This is a genomic window from Salinimonas profundi, assembly GCF_014750655.1.
In the GTDB taxonomy this organism is placed as follows: Bacteria; Pseudomonadota; Gammaproteobacteria; order Enterobacterales; family Alteromonadaceae; genus Alteromonas; species Alteromonas profundi_A.
On sequence record NZ_JABBXD010000003.1, the window covers coordinates 125,087 to 142,676 of the forward strand.

Here is a 17,590-nt window from a genome sequence, read left to right on the forward strand (position 1 = left end):
TGTGCCTACACGTTACCCAGCTGCGCCTGTAGCACAGGAATAAGGGTGTGTATCCGGGCCGGTAAATCGCGGTCACTGCGGTAAACCAGATACAACGGCTCTTCAATGAGCGGAATGTTTCCCATCACACTGAGTGCGGCGTTGTAAACGCTGGCATCCAACACGCTGCGCGGTAATACAGTAAAGCCCAGTCCCATTGATACCGGTAACAGAATTTCATGAATCTGATTCACAAAACTCTGTGTGGGAATGTTATTGAATGGCACCGCTTGCAGATCATCCGACTCACTGTGCCTTAAATATAAATTGGTGTAATAGTCGCTGTCGGGGTGGCGAACTATTCCCAGTTCAAACAAATAATCTGCCAGCGCCTGCGCACCCTGCGGTCGGCTTGCCGGTACAATAATAGCGATGGCTTCGCGGCCGATATTTCTGGCTTCAAAGCCTAATGTGTCCGGTTTTTCTGTCACGATTCCCAGATCAATCTGATTATCTTTAATAGCTGTAAGGATGCTTTGATAGGGTGCGGCCTGCAGATGAATACGCAGCCCCGGATACGTCTGTTGCTCCTCCAATAATCTGGCATATAAGCGAATAGCGCTGGAGCCGGAACAGGCGATTCGACAGGTGCCACTGTACGGATCATCTGCGCCAAGCTGCATCAACATTTGCTGCTCTCTATCTTCGATATCCTGAGCGTAGGTATACAGTTTCTCGCCCTGCATAGTCAGCGTAAAGGCTTTACCGTTGCGTTTTATCAACGGAAAACCACAGGCAGACTCGAGTTTTTGAATGTGCTGACTCACCCCGGGCTGAGTCATAAACAGCTTTTCAGCGGTACGGGTAAAGTGACCTGTTTCCACCAGCACACGAAATGTATGTAACCAGACCGGATTCATTTTCATAATTTAAATTTATCAAAATAAGAAAAAACCATAATTTATCATTTTGTCTTTATCGGCGTAACCTTGCTCCTGAATTTACAACATACCGGAGCAATATTATGAGTGAACAAGCCCCCTTCCCCAGAACGTTTTCGCACATCGGTCTGTCAGTGCCTGACTTAGATGCTGCTGTAAAGTTCTATACAGAAGTGCTTGGCTGGTACCTGATTATGGAACCGACAAAAATTGAAGAAGACGACAGTGCCATTGGTGAAATGTGTACGGATGTCTTTGGTGCAGGATGGGGAGAATTCCGTATTGCTCACCTGTCGACCGGTGATCGCATCGGTGTTGAGATTTTTGAATTTAAAAATCAGGAAAATCCGAAAAATAACTTTGAGTACTGGAAAACCGGTATTTTCCACTTCTGCGTGCAGGATCCTGATGTCGAAGGTCTGGCAGAGAAGATTGAAGCAGCAGGAGGCAGACGCCGTATGCCGAAGCCACGTTATTACTATCCTGGCGAAAAACCATTTCGCATGATCTACATGGAAGACCCGTTCGGTAACATTCTTGAAATTTATAGTCACAGCTATGAATTAACGTACTCCGCCGGTGCGTATTCATAGAAAACAAAAAAGCCCGCCGTCCAGTGGCGGGCCAAACTCATCACCATGAGAAAGTGATAAACGAAGGAATAACAATAAGAATCGATGCGTATCGTGATACGCCCGACTATTCACTGTCTAAATTCAATACGGCAAGAGCATTCAAAAAAGTTTAATTAAAACTTAAAAAATATCATTAAAATTCAGCCCTACGATAAACGTACCTAAAAGATCATAATAAAAAATTAGAATTTGCAATTCCTCTTAAAAACTATATATTGAGGCCGCCTTTTTTCTGGCAGATTGATTATTAAGGGACTTCAATGAAAGCAAAACTAATCGGACTAGCACTCGCTACTGCGGCACTGACCTCTGGATGTGCCACTATTCTCACCGAAGATAACTACAAAATGAACGTTACAACATCTAACGGTCAACAAACCACTGTGGCGGTAGACGGTCAGAATCAAACCGTACCGGGTGTAGTGACAGTCAAAAAAGAAAACAAAGATAAAGTACTGGTAGCGCAGGATGCTAATTGTTCGGACGTAGCACTTAATAAAGAAGTTGAAGGCGCATTCTTCATCAACTTATTAAGCGGCGGTGTATTCGGCTCGTCTACCGATTACGGCACAGATAAAATGTGGCGTTATCAGGAATCTGTGACAGTACCTTGTAGCTAATACCTACATGAAAACTGTGAGTCATAAAGGAAGCCTTCTGGCTTCCTTTTTATATTGCATTGTTGTTATTTTCCCTACTGCGTCACTGGCATCAATGCCTGAAAAAAGCCAGCTAATACGCCAGCTTGATGCCGGACAGGCAGCAGAATCAGTAGTTTGGCAGACATTGCTGCAGTTAAAAGATAAAGCGCCATTAAACCCTAATTATCGGGGATATTTATCCCAGCCCGTCTCAGCAGAAGCCGAACTTATCGCCACGGTCGATTTGATTTACTCATCTGCGCAACGTGCTTGTCACTATCCGGCCCGCAAGCAATTTATTGAATCCTTTTTGAACCTGCCTCCCGGCTCGTTATCGCCAGAACGTTGCGCTGAATATGAAGAATTCAGACGCAGCGTACCCACTGATGAAGCTTATCTTGTATTCGCCGCCGAAAATGTCACGTCGGCAAGCTCAATGATGGGTCACATCATGTTACGTTTCGACGGGCGCAATGACGAGAACATCAACGTGCAGCATGGGGTAACCTTTTTTACAGAGTTAAATTCGCTGAATATCCCTTTATTGCTTTATGACACACTGATTAAAGGCAAGCCTGGTATTTTTCAGGTCGCGCCCTATGCACCATTTCAACAGCATTACCGGCAGACTGAACAGCGCAATGTGTGGGAATACACCTTGGACTTAAACAAGTCCGATAAATCGCTTATTGCGGGTATGATTTGGGAGTTGGGCCAATTCAGCCCCGACTATTTTTTTCACACCTATAACTGCGCAACTGTAACGCAATTACTCTTGACGCTGGCCCGGCCATCACATCTCAGTGAGATGGATGTAATTGTGACACCGGCCGACGTGGTTCGGTTTGCTCTCACGCAAGATTTAGTGGCTAAGACCCGACTACTGCCTTCTCACAAGTGGAAAGCACAATCACTCAACGAAATAATCGGCGAGAACTCAGCGCAGAATATTCGCCAACATCTGGAAGCTGGTAACAGCAACGACTTAACCTTCAGCGCAAGCTCTGACAGCTTCATGCAGTACGAATTTGCGACCAGCCTGAACCGCTTACTTCGCCAGCGTAAGCATATTGATAACATCAGATACCAGGCAAATATCCGCCATCTGCAATCTGAAGGCGCAAAATTCAGGCACATGGCACTGGATGTCAGTGATTATAAAAACCCGGTTAACACCAGTAAAGAAGCGCTTCTTGCTGCGGGCGTAGAAAATTATGATGGTGCACAGTCATTACTCTTCCGCTTTTTCCCTGTTGCCAGTGATATTGATTCGGACAACCGTAATTATTCAGGAGAGACCGCGCTGTCTCTGGCTGATATCAGCCTGCGCTATACGCCCCAAAACAATGCGCTGCATCTGGACCGGCTTTTGTTATACAACATGACCTCAAGAGTGCCTTACCATGATGTCTTCGGGAACATGTCAACCGGGTTGAAAGTCGGTCTTGATCGCGTATTTGATGATCACTTGAAACGAAACCTGGTGCTGCAGACTGAGCTTTCCGGTGGAATTACATTGCCGCTTTCAACATCCGGCGGGGTGTTCGCTGAAAGCGGGCTCGGGGTAACCGCCGATGAAGATAGAGTACAGGTATATCTGGAGCCGCGTATCGGCGGATTCTTCTATTTACGCCACAATACCAAGGTTCGTTTTGAAGGCATCTGGAGCCTGAATAAATATGCGGGTAGCAATGTGGGCCGGATCGATGCGCATATTACGCACTATCTGGATAATACCTGGTCAGTGAACGCGAGGTTAAGCAAGCTGCTGGCAGATGAAAATGAAATGCTCACCACCATCAATTTGCGTTACAGATTTTAACCACTTTTTTGAAACAATAAGTCGGGAGAACGCTCTCCCGACTTTACACCCTGCAAGTATCTTTATTACTGATGATTATCCGGCGCCTGCTCGAAGTGCCCGGCATGAATCGCTTCAATATCAATAGTATCGAACCGGTACTCGGTGTGGCAGTACTGGCAGTTCATTTTAACGGCGCCTTCCTCTTCGATAACCTGAAGCAGCTCTGCTTTTTCAACATTGCGTAATGCTTCAGCACTTCTGCTACGTGAGCAGGTACAGGCAAAACTGACTGACTGAGGCTCAAAAAGCTCTACTTCCTCTTCGTGATACAGCCGGTAAAGAATATCTTCTACAGGCAAGCCGAATATCTCTTCGGCGCGTAAGGTTTCAGCAAGCTTACTCAGATGCTCAAATTCAGTATCCTGCGACACATTGGTATTCTCTGCCTGGGTTGGCATCACCTGAAGCAGCATGCCCGCTGCTTTTACTCGCTCAGGATCGCTTAAGTCAGTATACAAACGGACCTGCGTCGCCAATTGCTCAGACTGCGCGAAATAACTCTCAATACACTCCGCCAGCGTGGGCTTATCTAACGCTACAACCCCCTGGTAACGCTCTCCGTCTTTAGGTGTTATCGTAATCACCAGCACGCCTTTTTCAATCAGGTCTTCAAAGCGCTCTGGCAACGATGCAGCTTCTTCGTCCCATCGGGCCACACCGCGCAGCGTATAATCATGGGTTGCATTCACAACAGCATATTTTACTGCGCCCTGGCCCTGAATTTGTAAGCCTATTTCACCATTGAATTTAAGGATGGCGGTCAGCAGGCAGGTTGCCGCGGCCATTTCCCCCAGCAATCTTTGAACCTGTACGGGATATTCATAGCTATGAACGATATGCTGCAGGCTATCGTCAAGCCGCGCGATTTCGCCACGAACATTGGCTTTGTTGATTAAGAATCGATGTAACTGATCAAAATGCGTCATATAGTTTTCCTGGCCACACATTAACTGTGTTTAAGTTTAATAATTTCCCGGCGCTGTTTTTTGTCGGGGCGACCGTCAGGTTTCGGGCTATGAAAGGTACTGAGCTTGCGTGCGAGCTGGTTCTCCTCGCGCTTGTCCACACTTGCCTGCGTTTCGCTGTAAAGTTCCTGTGCCAGCGGAGCTCCCAGCCGTTTTTCGCTGAGTTTAAGTACTTCCACCTCTTTAAGATCCCAGCCGGCCGGGATTTTTATCAGAGCGCCCACTTCCACCTGTCGGCTGGGCTTAGCACGCTGACCGTTATATTGAACTTTACCAGATTGGACCATGTCTCTGGCTATTGCGCGGGTTTTAAAAAAGCGCGCTGCCCATAGCCACTTGTCCAGTCTGACATTTTCTGATGATTTGGCTTGTTTGGATTCGCTCATGTAATATTTTTGTCACTCTTTCGTTTTAGTGTTGTGGCCCCCACGCTGACTAAGCTATGATGGTTCAGCTAACGCTCGGTTTACCAAATTTTAACTAATAAAAGCAGTACCTCGTTGACAGCATGACATTTAATAAATTCAATTATAACGCCCTGACCTCTCAGCTTGTGCGACACCAGAAAGTGTTGCGCCTTGCGGTCGTTGTGCTGTTAAGTCTTTACCTTATCGCATTTGCTGCCCGCCTGTTCTGGCAGTTGTGGCCACAACCTGACCAGCCTGCGCCCCCTTCAATAACCAATACAACGGGAACGTCGACAACGTCTTCGGCGCAAAATGGGGTCAATATTGCCCGATTACAACAGCTGAATTTATTTGGCGTGCAATCAGAAGCCCCTGAGGCACCCGCAGAGCAGGTGACTGATGCGCCTCAAACATCGCTGAATCTGACGTTAACCGGTGTTGTTGCCAGCTCTATTGTAGAAGACGCTGCCGCAATTATCGAAAATAAAGGCACCCAAATGGTATACGGGTTAGGCGAGAAAATAGAGGGTACAAATGTAACCCTGCATCAGGTGCAAAATGATCGGGTCATCATTAAAAATGGTTCACGCAATGAAACCCTGATGCTGGATGGCCTTGATTATGAAAAGGCCAATAAGCAGCGTCAGCGCAGCACGAATCGACAACGCAACATGACGCCCAGCAATCCTCCCCCCACCCAGGAGTCTGCGACATTAAGCAGAGAGGCGATCGAAGCAACCGCAGCGCTTCGTGAAGAACCTGCAAGCTTTACCGATTTTATATCCATCTCGCCTAAAAGTGCGGATGGTCAATTAGTGGGATACCAGGTCCAGCCAGGTAAGAACCCTTCACTTTTTCAGTCTGCCGGGTTACAAAGCGGCGATGTGATTGTTCAAATCAACGGTTATGATTTGACCGATTCGCAGCAGACCATGACAGCAATGAATGAATTACGCAGTGCACAATCTATCGAGCTGACCCTGGACAGAGGTGGCGAATATCTTACGGTTTATCTGGATATGCCAGAAGCCGGTGCAGAATAATACAGGAATATAAGAATTATGAGGCGAGCCAGTCGTACTTTGGTATCAAAACTTACCGCCGCAGCCTGCGCCGCGCTGTTAAGTATCAGCGTTTCTGTTACCGCTGCAGAGTATATGCCGAACTTCAAAGACACTGATATCAATGAATTTATCAATATCGTCGGCAAAAACCTGCAAAAAACAATCATTGTCGACCCCAATGTGCGGGGCAAAATCAGCGTTCGAAGCTACGACATGCTGAATGAGGAACAATATTACCAGTTCTTCCTGAACGTTCTGCAAGTGTACGATTTTGCTGTGGTCGAAATGCCCAACGGGGTATTGAAGGTCGTCCGCTCGAAAGACGCCAAAACATCGAATATTCCGGTTGTGGAAGGGTCGCTTAGAGACGGCGATGAGATGATTACCCGGGTTGTTCCGGTGTACAACGTGCCGGTACGCGAGCTGGCACCAATTCTGCGCCAGCTTAATGACCAGGCCGGTGGCGGCAACGTAGTGAGTCACGATCCGTCAAACGTAATGATGCTGACCGGGCGTGCGGCAGTGGTAAACCGGCTGGTAGAGATTATTGAGCGGGTGGATAAGGCCGGCGATGAAGAGGTTGAAATCGTTAAGCTGCGTTATGCCTCGGCATCTGAAATGGTGCGCATTGTTGATAGTATCAATAACTCCCAGGGCAAAAATGCGGCAAACGGCAAGTCAGCGCCGCGCGCAGTAGCCGATGACAGAACCAACTCGGTGATTGTCAGTGGTGAAGAGAAAGCCCGTCAGCGCATTGTTAACTTGATTAAGCGCATGGACCAGGAGCTGGAGTCCAACGGCAATACCCGCGTCATATTCCTGAACTACGCCAAAGCAGAAGATTTGGTAAAAGTGCTTCAGGGTGTGTCGGCCAGTATTCAGGCTGAGGAAAGCAGTGCGGGTAACAATGCCGCGCGCCGTCAAAGCAGCGCTAATCGCGACATTTCCATTGATTCTCACAAAGATTCAAATGCGGTTGTGATTACCGCCGAGCCTGACATGATGCAATCCTTAGAAGAAGTGATTCGTCAGCTGGACGTGCGCCGCGCACAGGTGCAGGTTGAAGCCATTATTGTAGAGGTCTTTGAAGGTGACGGCACAACCTTAGGTGTGCAGTGGGTGTCAGAAGAAGGCGGCGGCACACAGTTTAACAACGGCGTTGTGCCGGTTGGCGCACTGGGTGTCGCGTTAAGACAGGCAGAAGATCGTACAGTTGATGAATCCTACGTGACCGAAGAAGGCAACGTGGTACAGCGTGAGCGTACCGTCGAAGGAAACCTGACTCCCCTGGCAAATCTGCTGGGCGGCGCAAATGGTTTGATTGCCGGTGTCATTGAAAACGGCTGGGGCGCCGTGGTGCAAGCGGTGAGTACCGATACCAATTCAAATGTTCTGGCTACCCCGCACCTGACTACCATGGATAATGAAGAAGCCTTTTTCATCGTGGGTCAGGAAGTGCCGATTATCACCGGTACGACCACCGGTGATAACAACTCTAACCCTTTCCAGACCGTTGAGCGTCAGGAAGTGGGTATCAAGCTGAAAGTCACGCCGCAAATCAACGAGGGCGATGCAGTACAGCTGACTATTGAGCAGGAAGTGTCCAGTGTCAGTGGTGCCACCTCTGTCGATATTTCTATTAATAAAAGACAGATTAAAACGACGGTAATTGTTGATGATGGCGGCACGATTGTATTAGGCGGTCTGATCGATGAAGACGTTCAGGAAAGCGTGTCCAAGGTGCCACTGCTGGGGGATATTCCAATCTTGGGGCACTTGTTCAAAACAACATCCACCAGTAAGCGTAAACGCAATCTGATGGTGTTCCTGCGTCCTAAAATTGTACGTGATGGCGTGACGATGAACGAAATCAGTCATCGCAAATATAACTTTATTCGTGCCCAGCAAATTCGCCACCAGCAGAAAGGCGAAACCTTCCTGGACGCAAATGAGCAGCCTTCTATGCCAGAGTGGGATGATGCGCTGGCCCTGCCACCAACCTTTGAAGAATATATTCTGGAGCAGAATAGAAAGGAAGATAACGACTGATGGCAGAGCATGAAGAGCAACTTCAACAGGCCGCCATGCTGGCTCAGGAAGATGCACTGGATGCAGAACCTGAAGAACAGCAGGCTGATCCACGCCAGCTGAGTTTTGGCTTTGCCAAGCGAAACAGAGTGCTGCTTGAAACGAACAGCGAGCCGGCGGTGCTCTACTACACCGCGGCTACGCCCTTCACCGTCTTTGCTGAAGTACGCCGCTTTTTCGGTGAGCCTTTTACGCTAACAGAAATTGATGACGAAAAATTCGATAACCTGTTAACCCAGGCGTTTCAGCGTGATTCGTCGGCAGCCAAGCAGTTAATGGAAGATTTGGGTAACGAAAGTGATTTGTTCGCGCTGGCTGATGAATTACCGGATACCGAAGATTTGCTCGACAGCGAAGACGATGCCCCCATTATCAAGCTCATCAATGCCATGTTGGGTGAAGCGATTAAGGAAGGGGCGTCTGATATCCACATTGAAACGTTTGAAAATCAGCTGATTGTGCGTTTTCGCGTGGACGGGGTATTGCGAGAAATCCTGCGTCCAAACCGCAAACTGTCCTCTATGCTGGTGTCACGTATCAAAGTTATGGCAAAACTGGATATAGCCGAAAAACGTGTCCCACAGGATGGACGCATTACATTGCGTATTGCCGGACGGGCAGTTGATGTGCGGGTTTCAACCATGCCATCCAGCCACGGCGAACGTGTGGTGTTACGTCTGCTGGACAAGAATAATGCACGGTTGAACCTGGCTGGTCTGGGTATGACCAAAGCCAATCGCGATAAATTTGACGATCTGATCCGCAAGCCCCACGGCATCATTCTGGTAACGGGTCCTACCGGCTCGGGTAAAAGTACCACGCTATATGCGGGTCTTTCTGAAATAAACAGCAAAGACCGTAATATTCTGACCGTTGAAGACCCGATTGAGTTTGATTTGGCCGGTATCGGTCAGACCCAGGTCAATCCGCGGGTTGATATGACCTTTGCTCGTGGTCTGCGCGCCATCTTGCGTCAGGACCCAGATGTGGTCATGGTCGGTGAGATACGTGACGCAGAAACCGCGCAAATCGGTGTGCAGGCCAGTTTGACTGGCCACCTGGTTTTATCCACTCTGCATACCAACACGGCTGCAGGCGCCATTACGCGCCTGGAAGATATGGGTATTGAACCCTTTTTATTGTCTTCAAGCTTACTGGCGGTCTTATCCCAGCGATTGGTCAGAACGCTTTGCCCTGAGTGTAAGGAGCCGCATCAGCCAAGCGCCCAGCAAGCCGAGGTGCTGGGTGTTAGCGACCTGTCCTCCTACCCGGATATTTATATTCCCAAGGGATGCGCTGCCTGCAATCAAACCGGCTATCGCGGCCGGACCGGAATCCACGAATTGCTGACGATTGATGAAACCATTCGCGAACTGATGCATGAAGGTAAAGGTGAGCAGGCTATTGAACGGTATGTTCGACGTTCGACCCCAAGCATACGCGAAGATGGCTGTCGTAAAGTGTTGGCGGGAATGACCTCTCTGGAAGAAGTGCTGCGGGTCACGCGGGAAGATTAATTATGGCAGCATTTTCCTATAAAGCGGTCAATCACAAGGGCCGCAACAGCAGCGGTGTTATTGAAGCCGACAACGCACGTCAGGTACGGCAACAGTTACGGGAAAAAGGCCTGATCCCTGTGCAGGTCGAGCAGGTCGCTGAAAAAAATAAGCGGCAGAAATCCGGCTTCAGTCTGTTTGGCCCCCGGGTATCAGCCTCAGAGCTGGCTTTGATTACCCGCCAGATGGCCACGTTAGTAGAATCAGCGCTTCCCATTGAAGAAGCACTTCTGGCAGTTGCCGATCAAAGCAACAAGCCCACACAACGCAATATGATGATGGCAGTGCGCAGTAAGGTTGTTGAAGGCCACGGCCTGGCAGATGCCATGGGCGAGTTTCCCAGTGTGTTTGACGAGCTTTATCGTGCCATGGTGGCGGCGGGCGAAAAGTCAGGCCATCTGGATACCGTTTTAAACCGTCTGGCCGACTATACCGAGCGGCGCCAGCAAACCCGCAGCCAGATTATTCAGGCAATGGTTTATCCCTCCCTGATGATGTTTTTCGCTGTTGCCATCGTTGTGCTGCTGCTAACCATTGTTGTGCCCGAAATTGTTGGTCAGTTTGATAACATGGGGCAGGAACTTCCGGCGATTACGCAGGTACTAATCAGTACCAGTGAGTGGTTACAAAATTATGGCCTGTATCTGGCTGTTTTTATTGTATTGCTGATTGTCGGCATACGTCAGGCGCTGAAAAACCCGGCGTTGAGGCTCAAGTATCACAAAATGATATTGAAAACGCCATTGCTGGGAAAAATCTCAAAAGGCCTGAATACATCACGTTTTGCACGTACGCTCAGTATACTGACATCCAGCGCCGTGCCCTTGCTTGAAGCAATGCGTATATCCGGCGATGTGCTGGAGAACCGCTACATGAAACAGCAGATTGAAGCGGCAACCATTAATGTAAAAGAAGGAAGCAGCCTGCGGGCCGCGTTGGATCATACCAAGATGTTTCCGCCCATGATGATGCATATGATTTCATCGGGAGAAAAATCCGGAGAACTGCAAAATATGCTTAGCCGGGCAGCGGACAATCAGGACAGGGAATTTGAGTCGCTGGTCAATGTGTCATTGAAGACCTTTGAACCGCTTCTTATTGTGACAATGGCAGGCGTGGTACTGTTTATTGTATTGGCAATCTTGCAGCCCATTCTGGGCTTAAATCAAATGGTGAGTTAATAATGAAATACATGTCTCGTTCTTCAGGCTTCACGCTTATTGAGGTCATGGTTGTACTGTTTATTATTGGTATTATGGCAGCAATCGTTGCACCGCAGATTCTGGGTGAATCCGATAATGCGCGTTTGCAAAAAGCGGCGCTGGATATCCGTCAGTTGGAGAATACACTGCAGATGTACAAGCTGAAAAATAGCCGTTATCCCACCACCGAACAGGGGCTTGATGCGCTGGTAACCGCACCCACCATCGAGCCTATTCCACGTAACTACCCGTCAGATGGTTTTATTGATCGCATTCCAAACGATCCATGGGGCAACCCCTACGAACTGATGAGCCCGGGTGAAATGGGCACCATTGATATCTACTCTAATGGCCCGGACCTACAGCCAGGTACCGATGATGATATTGGTAACTGGAACATGCATGAGTATCTGGGTAACAACGCCGGCTGATGATGGCAGTAGCAACGCAGTTTCGGCACCCCCTGCGGGTGCGCGGGTTTACCCTGCTGGAAGTCATGATCGTGTTGCTACTGATGGGGCTGGCGGCAAGCTACGTCGTATTTAACGCGGTCGGCACAGAGCCTGCCGATGAGCTTGAAGAGCAGGTTCGGCGCATACAGGTCGTCACTGATATGGCCTCAGATTATGCGGTGATGAATCAAAAGCAGATGGGGATCCGCTTTGAACCTGATGAAGCGGTGTATTACTTTGTTTTTCTGAATGAAGAAAATGAGTGGCAGCGCCTTGAAGACAACGATATTTATGCTGAGCGCCAGCTACCCGAGCCGTTTTATTTCACCTTAAATCTGGACGATTTACCCTGGGAACAGGACTCACTAATGGCTGACCGGGAAATCTTTGACGAAGATTTTGCACTGGGTAATGCACAAACTGAGATTGGTAACGAAGAAGATAAGCGCCTGCCCCCCCCTCAGGTTTTAATCATGCCCAGCGGTGACATCACCCCCTTCGTTCTGACCTTTCACTTTGAGCCGGGATTTGGCAGCGATCTGCCCGTCTACTTCCAGCTTAAAAATGAAGATTTACCGCCACTAGAGCTGGCCGGCCCGCTGGATCAGGTGCCCGAATGAGATCGCTGGCATCCAGTCGGGGCATGACCCTGCTTGAGGTTATGATTGCGTTGTTCGTGTTTGCATTAGCAGGCACGGCGGTGATGAAAGCCGCCTCCTCACATCTTAACAGTATCTCTGAAATTGAAGATATCACCTTCGCCACCTGGGTGGCGTCTAACCGACTTAATCAGTTAAAACTTAATGACACCTGGCCGCCCAAAAACGATCAAAAAGGCACAATGGATATGTCTGAGCGCACCTGGTACTGGCGGCAAAAAGTTGAGAAAACCAATGACGACACATTGCGCCAGGTCGAAATTATTGTCGGCCTGGATGAGCTGTATACCGACTCAGTAACCAGCGTTAAGACCTTTGTGACCAAACCGGCACAACGCGGTGGCAACGATGGCTAAGGTGTCGCGCGGTTTCACGCTGATTGAAATTCTGGTCGCCATGGCAATCTTTTCGCTGATAGGCCTGGCGTCCACAGGCGTTCTTACCGCTGTTATTGATAGCGACGAAATCTCACAGGAGCGGTTTCAGAAGTTACAATCATTGCAGCGCGCGATGCTCATCATCGAACGTGACGTGTTACAGGCTATCCCCAGACCCGTAAGGCTCAATGGCGAGCGTACCGACGTTGTGATGAAAGGCGGAATGACTGAGGATAGTGATGCTGACGGTATCGGGTTTGTACGGGGAGGCTGGCAGAATCCGCAACTAATGCTGCCACGAAGCACGCAGCAGTTTGTCGCCTATCGGCTTAATGATGAGAAGTTAGAACGGGTCTATTCCAATTACGTTGATAATGTCATTGGCTTTGAACCTAAAGTGCGGGTGTTATTGGACAATGTGATCGATCTGAATATTGAGTTTTATGTTCAGGCTGAAGATGGTTCAGGCTTCGGTGATGACGAGCTAAGCTGGAACGAAAGTTTTACCGGCGCCAAACTTCCCCGCGCAGTTGCTTTTGAAATTGAAACCCGGGACTTTGGCATATTGCGTCGAGAGTTTGCTCTGACAGGAAACGGCTCATGAAGCGTTCTGAGCAACAGCGAGGTGTGGCCCTTCTTATCGTGATGATGATAGTGGCGCTGGTCACCATCATTGCGACCCAGATGGGGACTCGCCTGCAGTTACAGATTCAGCGCACCGCCAACCTCAAAGAGAATAATCAGGCGTATTGGTATGCCATGGGCGCAGAGGCGTTCGCGCGCCAGTCGCTGAAAAAGCTGATGGAAGAAACGGCCGATAAAATAACGCTGAATCAGCCATGGACACAAGCGTTTGCCTATCCGGTAGACGGCGGTACGATAGAAGCCAGGTTAGAAGATATGTCCAGCTGCTTTAATTTGAATGCCCTGCCGGGATCTGCGCAGGATAACGGCCAGTCGCCTACCAGTGATGCCATGGATGCATTTCACAGGATGTTGTTAATGGCTGAGATCCAGGACATGACAAGCTATGATGCCGATACGCTCAGAGACAGCCTGGCTGACTGGATTGATGAAGATAGCCAGATGCGCCCCTATGGCGCTGAGGACAGTGAGTATGAGTCAAGACCCTCACCCTATCTGGCAGCCAACAGCCCGATGACCGCCCAGTCTGAAATTCGTCTGGTTAACGGGATGAAACCGGGCTGGATAAGAACATTATTACCGCTGGTGTGTGTGGTACCGGATGTGACCGAGCTAAGCATCAATGTGAATACACTGGATGAAAGCAAAGCGGCGGTTCTGGCTGGTGTAACCGGCCTGTCATTGGCGCAGGCGCAGAACATCATCAGCTCGCGGCCGGCCGATGGATGGGATTCCGCCGAGGATTTCCTGCAGGACCCGGCCATCTCTGCGCTCGATCTGACTGAGGCACAACGAGGTTGGTTTACCGTAACGACGGAACATTTTCTTTTACATACAAAAGCCCGCTACAATGCAGCATCGTTTTCGATGACATCGGTACTTAAAGCCTCTGAGGCTGCGCCGGCAAAGGTCCTGCGACGTGAGTTTTTAGGAGTAGACTAATGGAACAATTGGTAGTGCGCCTGGGCGCCCGGTATGAAGAGCCGGTACAGTGGCTGGTACTTGATACCACCAGCAAAGAGGTGTTGTCGTCAGGTGAACTGGATTCAGCCGGTGCTCTGGACACGCTAACAGAGCGGACCGGCCATCAGACAGTCATCGCGCTGGCCCCCAGCAGTGAAATATTGCTGACCTGGGTCACACTACCGCCCCGGGCTGGCAGAAAAGTGCTCAGTGCTATTCCCTATATGCTCGAAGATGAGCTGGCATCAGATATTAATGAGCAGTTCTTCGCGCTTGGGCCCAAAGTGGGCGATGAACAAGCAGTCGCTGTGGTCAGTCGTAATCTGCTCAAAGAGTGGCTGCAGTGGCTCAGTGATGCGGGTTTACGATGTCACCATATGCTACCGGATGTGTTGGCCGTGCCACACAACGAAGATGGCTGGACGCTGGTCGCAATTGGCGATCAACTTATACTGCGCGAAGATCGCTGGAAGGGAATGCAGGGCGAAGGGACCTGGATTTTGCCGGCATTCAGCCACATGGCCAAACAACAGGAAACGCCGGTACAACTAACCACTTACAGCGATATGTCGCTGGAGAATCTGCCCAACGTGCATGCCCATCAGGCTCAGCTGGAATTACCGATGCAGGTGCTTGCCCTTGAGGCAACGCAATCTGATATGAACCTGCTACAGGGTGAGTTTAAAGTCAAAAGACAGCGCTCAGGCGCACTCAGACAATGGGCGGTGGTCGCGGTACTGGCTATAGCGGTATTGGTGACTGCGCTGGTCGACAAAGCAGCCACCCTGTATCAGCTTGAACAGGACACTGCCGCGCTGGATACGCAAATTGATGAGCTGGTCAATCAGGCATTTCCCAATATGGGCGCATATCGGGATGTACGGCGTAAAATCCGCAGCGAACTGGCGCGACTGCAACAAGGTGGCGGCGGCGCCTCGATGCTGGTGATGCTGGAACAGCTTCAGCCTGCCTTCAATGGTTCAAGTGTGCGGCCCCAGACATTACGTTTCGATGCGACCCGGACAGAAATTCGTATGCAGGCCCTGGCGGGTAATTTTGAAGCGCTGGAAACATTTCGCAGACAGGCTGAACAGGCGGGCTTTACCGTCGAACAGGGGGCTATCAATAACCGGGATAATGCGGTGATTGGTAACGTGACAATCAGGAGCGAATCGTGAATATCATCACTGAAAAGTTTAAAGGCTTATCCGATCGTGAGCAGAAGCTGGTTTTACTGTGCGGTATCGTTCTTATCGTAGGCATTTTCTATTTTGCAGTCTGGAATCCGCTGAATCAGGGCATTACTCAGGCGCAGGCAAAAAAGGACAGCCAGCAGGAATTGCTCGTATGGATCAAGCAAAATGCCGCCAAAGCCCGGCAGTTACGCCGCGCCGGTGGGGGGACGTCTCAGTTTTCAGGTTCTTTGGCGCAAGCCGTCAGTCAGTCCGCTGCGCGGTTTGATATTCCGGTATCGCGCATGCAGCCTATTAATGATGAATTACAGGTCTGGGTCGAACAGGCACCATTTAACGCTGTATTGGCCTGGCTAAATCAGCTTGAAGAGCGTGGCATTTCAATTCTTCAGGTCGATATCAGTGAAACCGATGAACCCGGCCTGATAAAGATTCGCCGGCTACAGCTAGGAGTATCATGAGAGCAAAAATTGGATGGATAATCGGTGGCATACTGGTTTTCCTGTTTTTCCTGATTGCGTATATGCCAGCCAGTCAAATCACCACACGGCTTTCGTTGCCGGACAACATCGCATTGTATGGGGTCTCCGGAACCTTATGGGATGGTGAAGCCGAGCAGGTAATAATTAATGGTTTGCCTGTTGATAATGTGCAATGGGATGTGCACCCGCTATGGCTGTTGATAGGTGATCTGCATGTCACTGTAAAAGGCGGCAATATGCGCTCAGCAGACGCGATATCCTTCGCCGGCCCCCTTACAACAGGCGTGCTTTCCACCGAGCGTATCAGCGCAAGCAATTTTACCGCTTACGTACCGGTGGACCGGGTGTTAGCCCAGGTCTCGCTGCCACTGCCGGTCAATGCGTCGGGTCGCTTTAAATTAACGCTTAAAACATTGGATTACGATGGCCAGTGTAATGAACTCAATGGTCAGGGTAGCTGGCTGAATGCGGCAGTTGCCGGGACGCAAGGCCCTATTGATTTTGGCACTTACAACGCCTCGTTGAGCTGTGCCGACGGCAACTTTGTCGTGAATGTGGAAGAGCCAAATAAACTGGGCTTGTCCATGCAGGCGCAGGCCGATGCACAGTTTACTGATATTACTGTTGAGGGCCGCTTTAAGCCTGATCAGGATTTGCCCAAAGAAGTGCATCAGGCCGCCAGATTTTTTGGTCAGCCAGACAGCAACGGCTATACGCAGTTTAAGTTGTAATGTAATGCCGGTTGATAGTGCGCAGAGTATGCTGTCTTTTGCGACGTTTGATGCTTAAGATGAAAAATCGCTTGCTCGAAAAGCAATAGCGTTAGGGAATAGCGGCTGTCAGTACACAGTAGGATTACTGAAAAGGATTTCAAAAAAGTCTATGCGAGCCATTAAATTACTTCTACTTTTACTGTTTGTCAGTGGCATTGTCTTATTTTTGTCTTACGAGAAAATTGTTTCTGATGTCTTGCTTCCGCAATATATTGACTGGGCGTATAAAATAGATAAAAAAGGACAGCAAGAAGGCACTGCGCTTTCTGCTGACCAACTAATACTGGCAACAGAGATCGGCATCAAGCATCCGGAAAAAGTCAGGCTTGTTTATATAGATGAAATTCCCTTTCCCCGGGATAACTATGCGCTGAAAGTCCTCGGTGAGGCGCTCGGGTTTATTGGTGAGGGGATTGTTAATAATGCGCAGGCTTTCGGTTATTCAATTTATATCCGAAATGGGTATCCCCTGGATACGCCCAAACTTGCCCATGAACTGGTTCACGTATTGCAAATCGAAAGGTCTAGCCTGGATAGTATTATCAGACAGCACATCTCTGACCTTGCCACGTATGGCTATGATAATGCACCACTAGAGGTCGAAGCGTTTAAAGCAAATAACGCTTATAAGGAAGAGTAGCCGAAGCGTGAGTTTGGCCACACAGCACTTACGTCGAAAAATGTAATATTCATTGATAGATGGA

19 protein-coding genes are annotated in these 17,590 nt (G+C 49.3%); 16 read left to right on the top strand and 3 right to left on the bottom strand.

Translation table 11 applies throughout. The features are described 5' to 3' along the window. Window positions 1–5 precede the first annotated feature (5 nt). Window positions 6–905 carry a LysR family transcriptional regulator gene (locus HHX48_RS07950; RefSeq protein ID WP_191023932.1) on the bottom strand — a complete coding sequence of 300 codons (900 nt, stop codon included), beginning with the start codon at window positions 903–905 and terminating at the stop codon, window positions 6–8. Between the two features lie 98 nt (window positions 906–1,003). Here HHX48_RS07950 and HHX48_RS07955 point away from each other — a divergent pair, with 98 nt between their 5' ends. The 3 genes from HHX48_RS07955 to HHX48_RS07965 all read left to right on the top strand — a co-directional run bounded on the left by HHX48_RS07955 (window position 1,004) and on the right by HHX48_RS07965 (window position 4,018). Further along, complete coding sequence (locus tag HHX48_RS07955) at window positions 1,004–1,513, top strand: lactoylglutathione lyase family protein (RefSeq protein WP_191023934.1); 510 nt, start codon at window positions 1,004–1,006, stop codon at window positions 1,511–1,513. 302 nt (window positions 1,514–1,815) lie between these two features. Further along, window positions 1,816–2,175, top strand: a complete 360-nt coding sequence (locus HHX48_RS07960; protein WP_191023936.1) for an adenosine deaminase — start codon at window positions 1,816–1,818, stop codon at window positions 2,173–2,175. 16 nt (window positions 2,176–2,191) lie between these two features. Then, on the top strand, window positions 2,192–4,018 hold the full coding sequence (locus tag HHX48_RS07965) for a lipoprotein N-acyltransferase Lnb domain-containing protein (RefSeq protein ID WP_191023938.1): 1,827 nt from the start codon (window positions 2,192–2,194) through the stop codon (window positions 4,016–4,018). 65 nt (window positions 4,019–4,083) lie between these two features. Here HHX48_RS07965 and hslO read toward each other — a convergent pair whose 3' ends face one another. Continuing rightward, window positions 4,084–4,986, bottom strand: a complete 903-nt coding sequence (gene hslO, locus HHX48_RS07970) for an Hsp33 family molecular chaperone HslO (RefSeq protein WP_191023940.1) — start codon at window positions 4,984–4,986, stop codon at window positions 4,084–4,086. 20 nt (window positions 4,987–5,006) lie between these two features. Beyond that, window positions 5,007–5,411, bottom strand: coding sequence for a ribosome-associated heat shock protein Hsp15 (gene hslR / locus HHX48_RS07975; protein ID WP_191023942.1), 405 nt, complete (start codon window positions 5,409–5,411; stop codon window positions 5,007–5,009). Between the two features lie 122 nt (window positions 5,412–5,533). On the opposite strand from hslR, the gene gspC reads away from it, so the two are divergent. The 13 genes from gspC (at window position 5,534) to HHX48_RS08040 (ending at window position 17,526) form a co-directional block, all read left to right on the top strand. Continuing rightward, window positions 5,534–6,475: a type II secretion system protein GspC gene (gene gspC, locus HHX48_RS07980; protein WP_191023944.1), complete on the top strand. Its 942-nt coding sequence runs from the start codon at window positions 5,534–5,536 to the stop codon at window positions 6,473–6,475. 15 nt (window positions 6,476–6,490) lie between these two features. Next, window positions 6,491–8,545 (top strand): type II secretion system secretin GspD, encoded by a 2,055-nt coding sequence (gene gspD, locus HHX48_RS07985; RefSeq protein ID WP_317983494.1) that lies wholly within the window; start codon window positions 6,491–6,493, stop codon window positions 8,543–8,545. Beyond that, complete coding sequence (gspE, locus tag HHX48_RS07990; protein WP_397541071.1) at window positions 8,545–10,101, top strand: type II secretion system ATPase GspE; 1,557 nt, start codon at window positions 8,545–8,547, stop codon at window positions 10,099–10,101. Before gspD ends, gspE begins: the two co-directional genes overlap by 1 nt. A gap of 2 nt (window positions 10,102–10,103) precedes the next feature. Continuing rightward, window positions 10,104–11,321, top strand: a complete 1,218-nt coding sequence (gene gspF / locus HHX48_RS07995; RefSeq protein WP_191023948.1) for a type II secretion system inner membrane protein GspF — start codon at window positions 10,104–10,106, stop codon at window positions 11,319–11,321. A gap of 2 nt (window positions 11,322–11,323) precedes the next feature. Then, window positions 11,324–11,773: a type II secretion system major pseudopilin GspG gene (gene gspG, locus HHX48_RS08000; protein ID WP_191023950.1), complete on the top strand. Its 450-nt coding sequence runs from the start codon at window positions 11,324–11,326 to the stop codon at window positions 11,771–11,773. Further along, entirely contained in the window at window positions 11,773–12,414 is a 642-nt protein-coding gene (gspH, locus tag HHX48_RS08005; protein WP_191023952.1) for a type II secretion system minor pseudopilin GspH, read from the top strand. The genes gspG and gspH overlap by 1 nt, the downstream gene beginning before the upstream one ends. Beyond that, window positions 12,411–12,809 carry a type II secretion system minor pseudopilin GspI gene (gspI, locus tag HHX48_RS08010; RefSeq protein ID WP_191023954.1) on the top strand — a complete coding sequence of 133 codons (399 nt, stop codon included), beginning with the start codon at window positions 12,411–12,413 and terminating at the stop codon, window positions 12,807–12,809. The genes gspH and gspI overlap by 4 nt, the downstream gene beginning before the upstream one ends. 1 nt (window position 12,810) lies before the next feature. Beyond that, the gene (gene gspJ / locus HHX48_RS08015; protein ID WP_397541076.1) at window positions 12,811–13,434 is read left to right on the top strand and encodes a type II secretion system minor pseudopilin GspJ; all 624 of its coding nucleotides are present in this window, start codon (window positions 12,811–12,813) and stop codon (window positions 13,432–13,434) included. Further along, window positions 13,431–14,417 carry a type II secretion system minor pseudopilin GspK gene (gene gspK, locus HHX48_RS08020; protein ID WP_191023958.1) on the top strand — a complete coding sequence of 329 codons (987 nt, stop codon included), beginning with the start codon at window positions 13,431–13,433 and terminating at the stop codon, window positions 14,415–14,417. The genes gspJ and gspK overlap by 4 nt, the downstream gene beginning before the upstream one ends. Continuing rightward, window positions 14,417–15,616, top strand: coding sequence for a type II secretion system protein GspL (gspL, locus tag HHX48_RS08025; RefSeq protein ID WP_191023960.1), 1,200 nt, complete (start codon window positions 14,417–14,419; stop codon window positions 15,614–15,616). The genes gspK and gspL overlap by 1 nt, the downstream gene beginning before the upstream one ends. After that, complete coding sequence (gspM, locus tag HHX48_RS08030; protein WP_191023962.1) at window positions 15,613–16,092, top strand: type II secretion system protein GspM; 480 nt, start codon at window positions 15,613–15,615, stop codon at window positions 16,090–16,092. Before gspL ends, gspM begins: the two co-directional genes overlap by 4 nt. Next, window positions 16,089–16,844, top strand: a complete 756-nt coding sequence (locus tag HHX48_RS08035) for a type II secretion system protein N (protein ID WP_191023964.1) — start codon at window positions 16,089–16,091, stop codon at window positions 16,842–16,844. The genes gspM and HHX48_RS08035 overlap by 4 nt, the downstream gene beginning before the upstream one ends. Before the next feature lie 151 nt (window positions 16,845–16,995). After that, the gene (locus tag HHX48_RS08040; protein WP_191023966.1) at window positions 16,996–17,526 is read left to right on the top strand and encodes a hypothetical protein; all 531 of its coding nucleotides are present in this window, start codon (window positions 16,996–16,998) and stop codon (window positions 17,524–17,526) included. The last annotated feature ends 64 nt before the right edge of the window (window positions 17,527–17,590 follow it).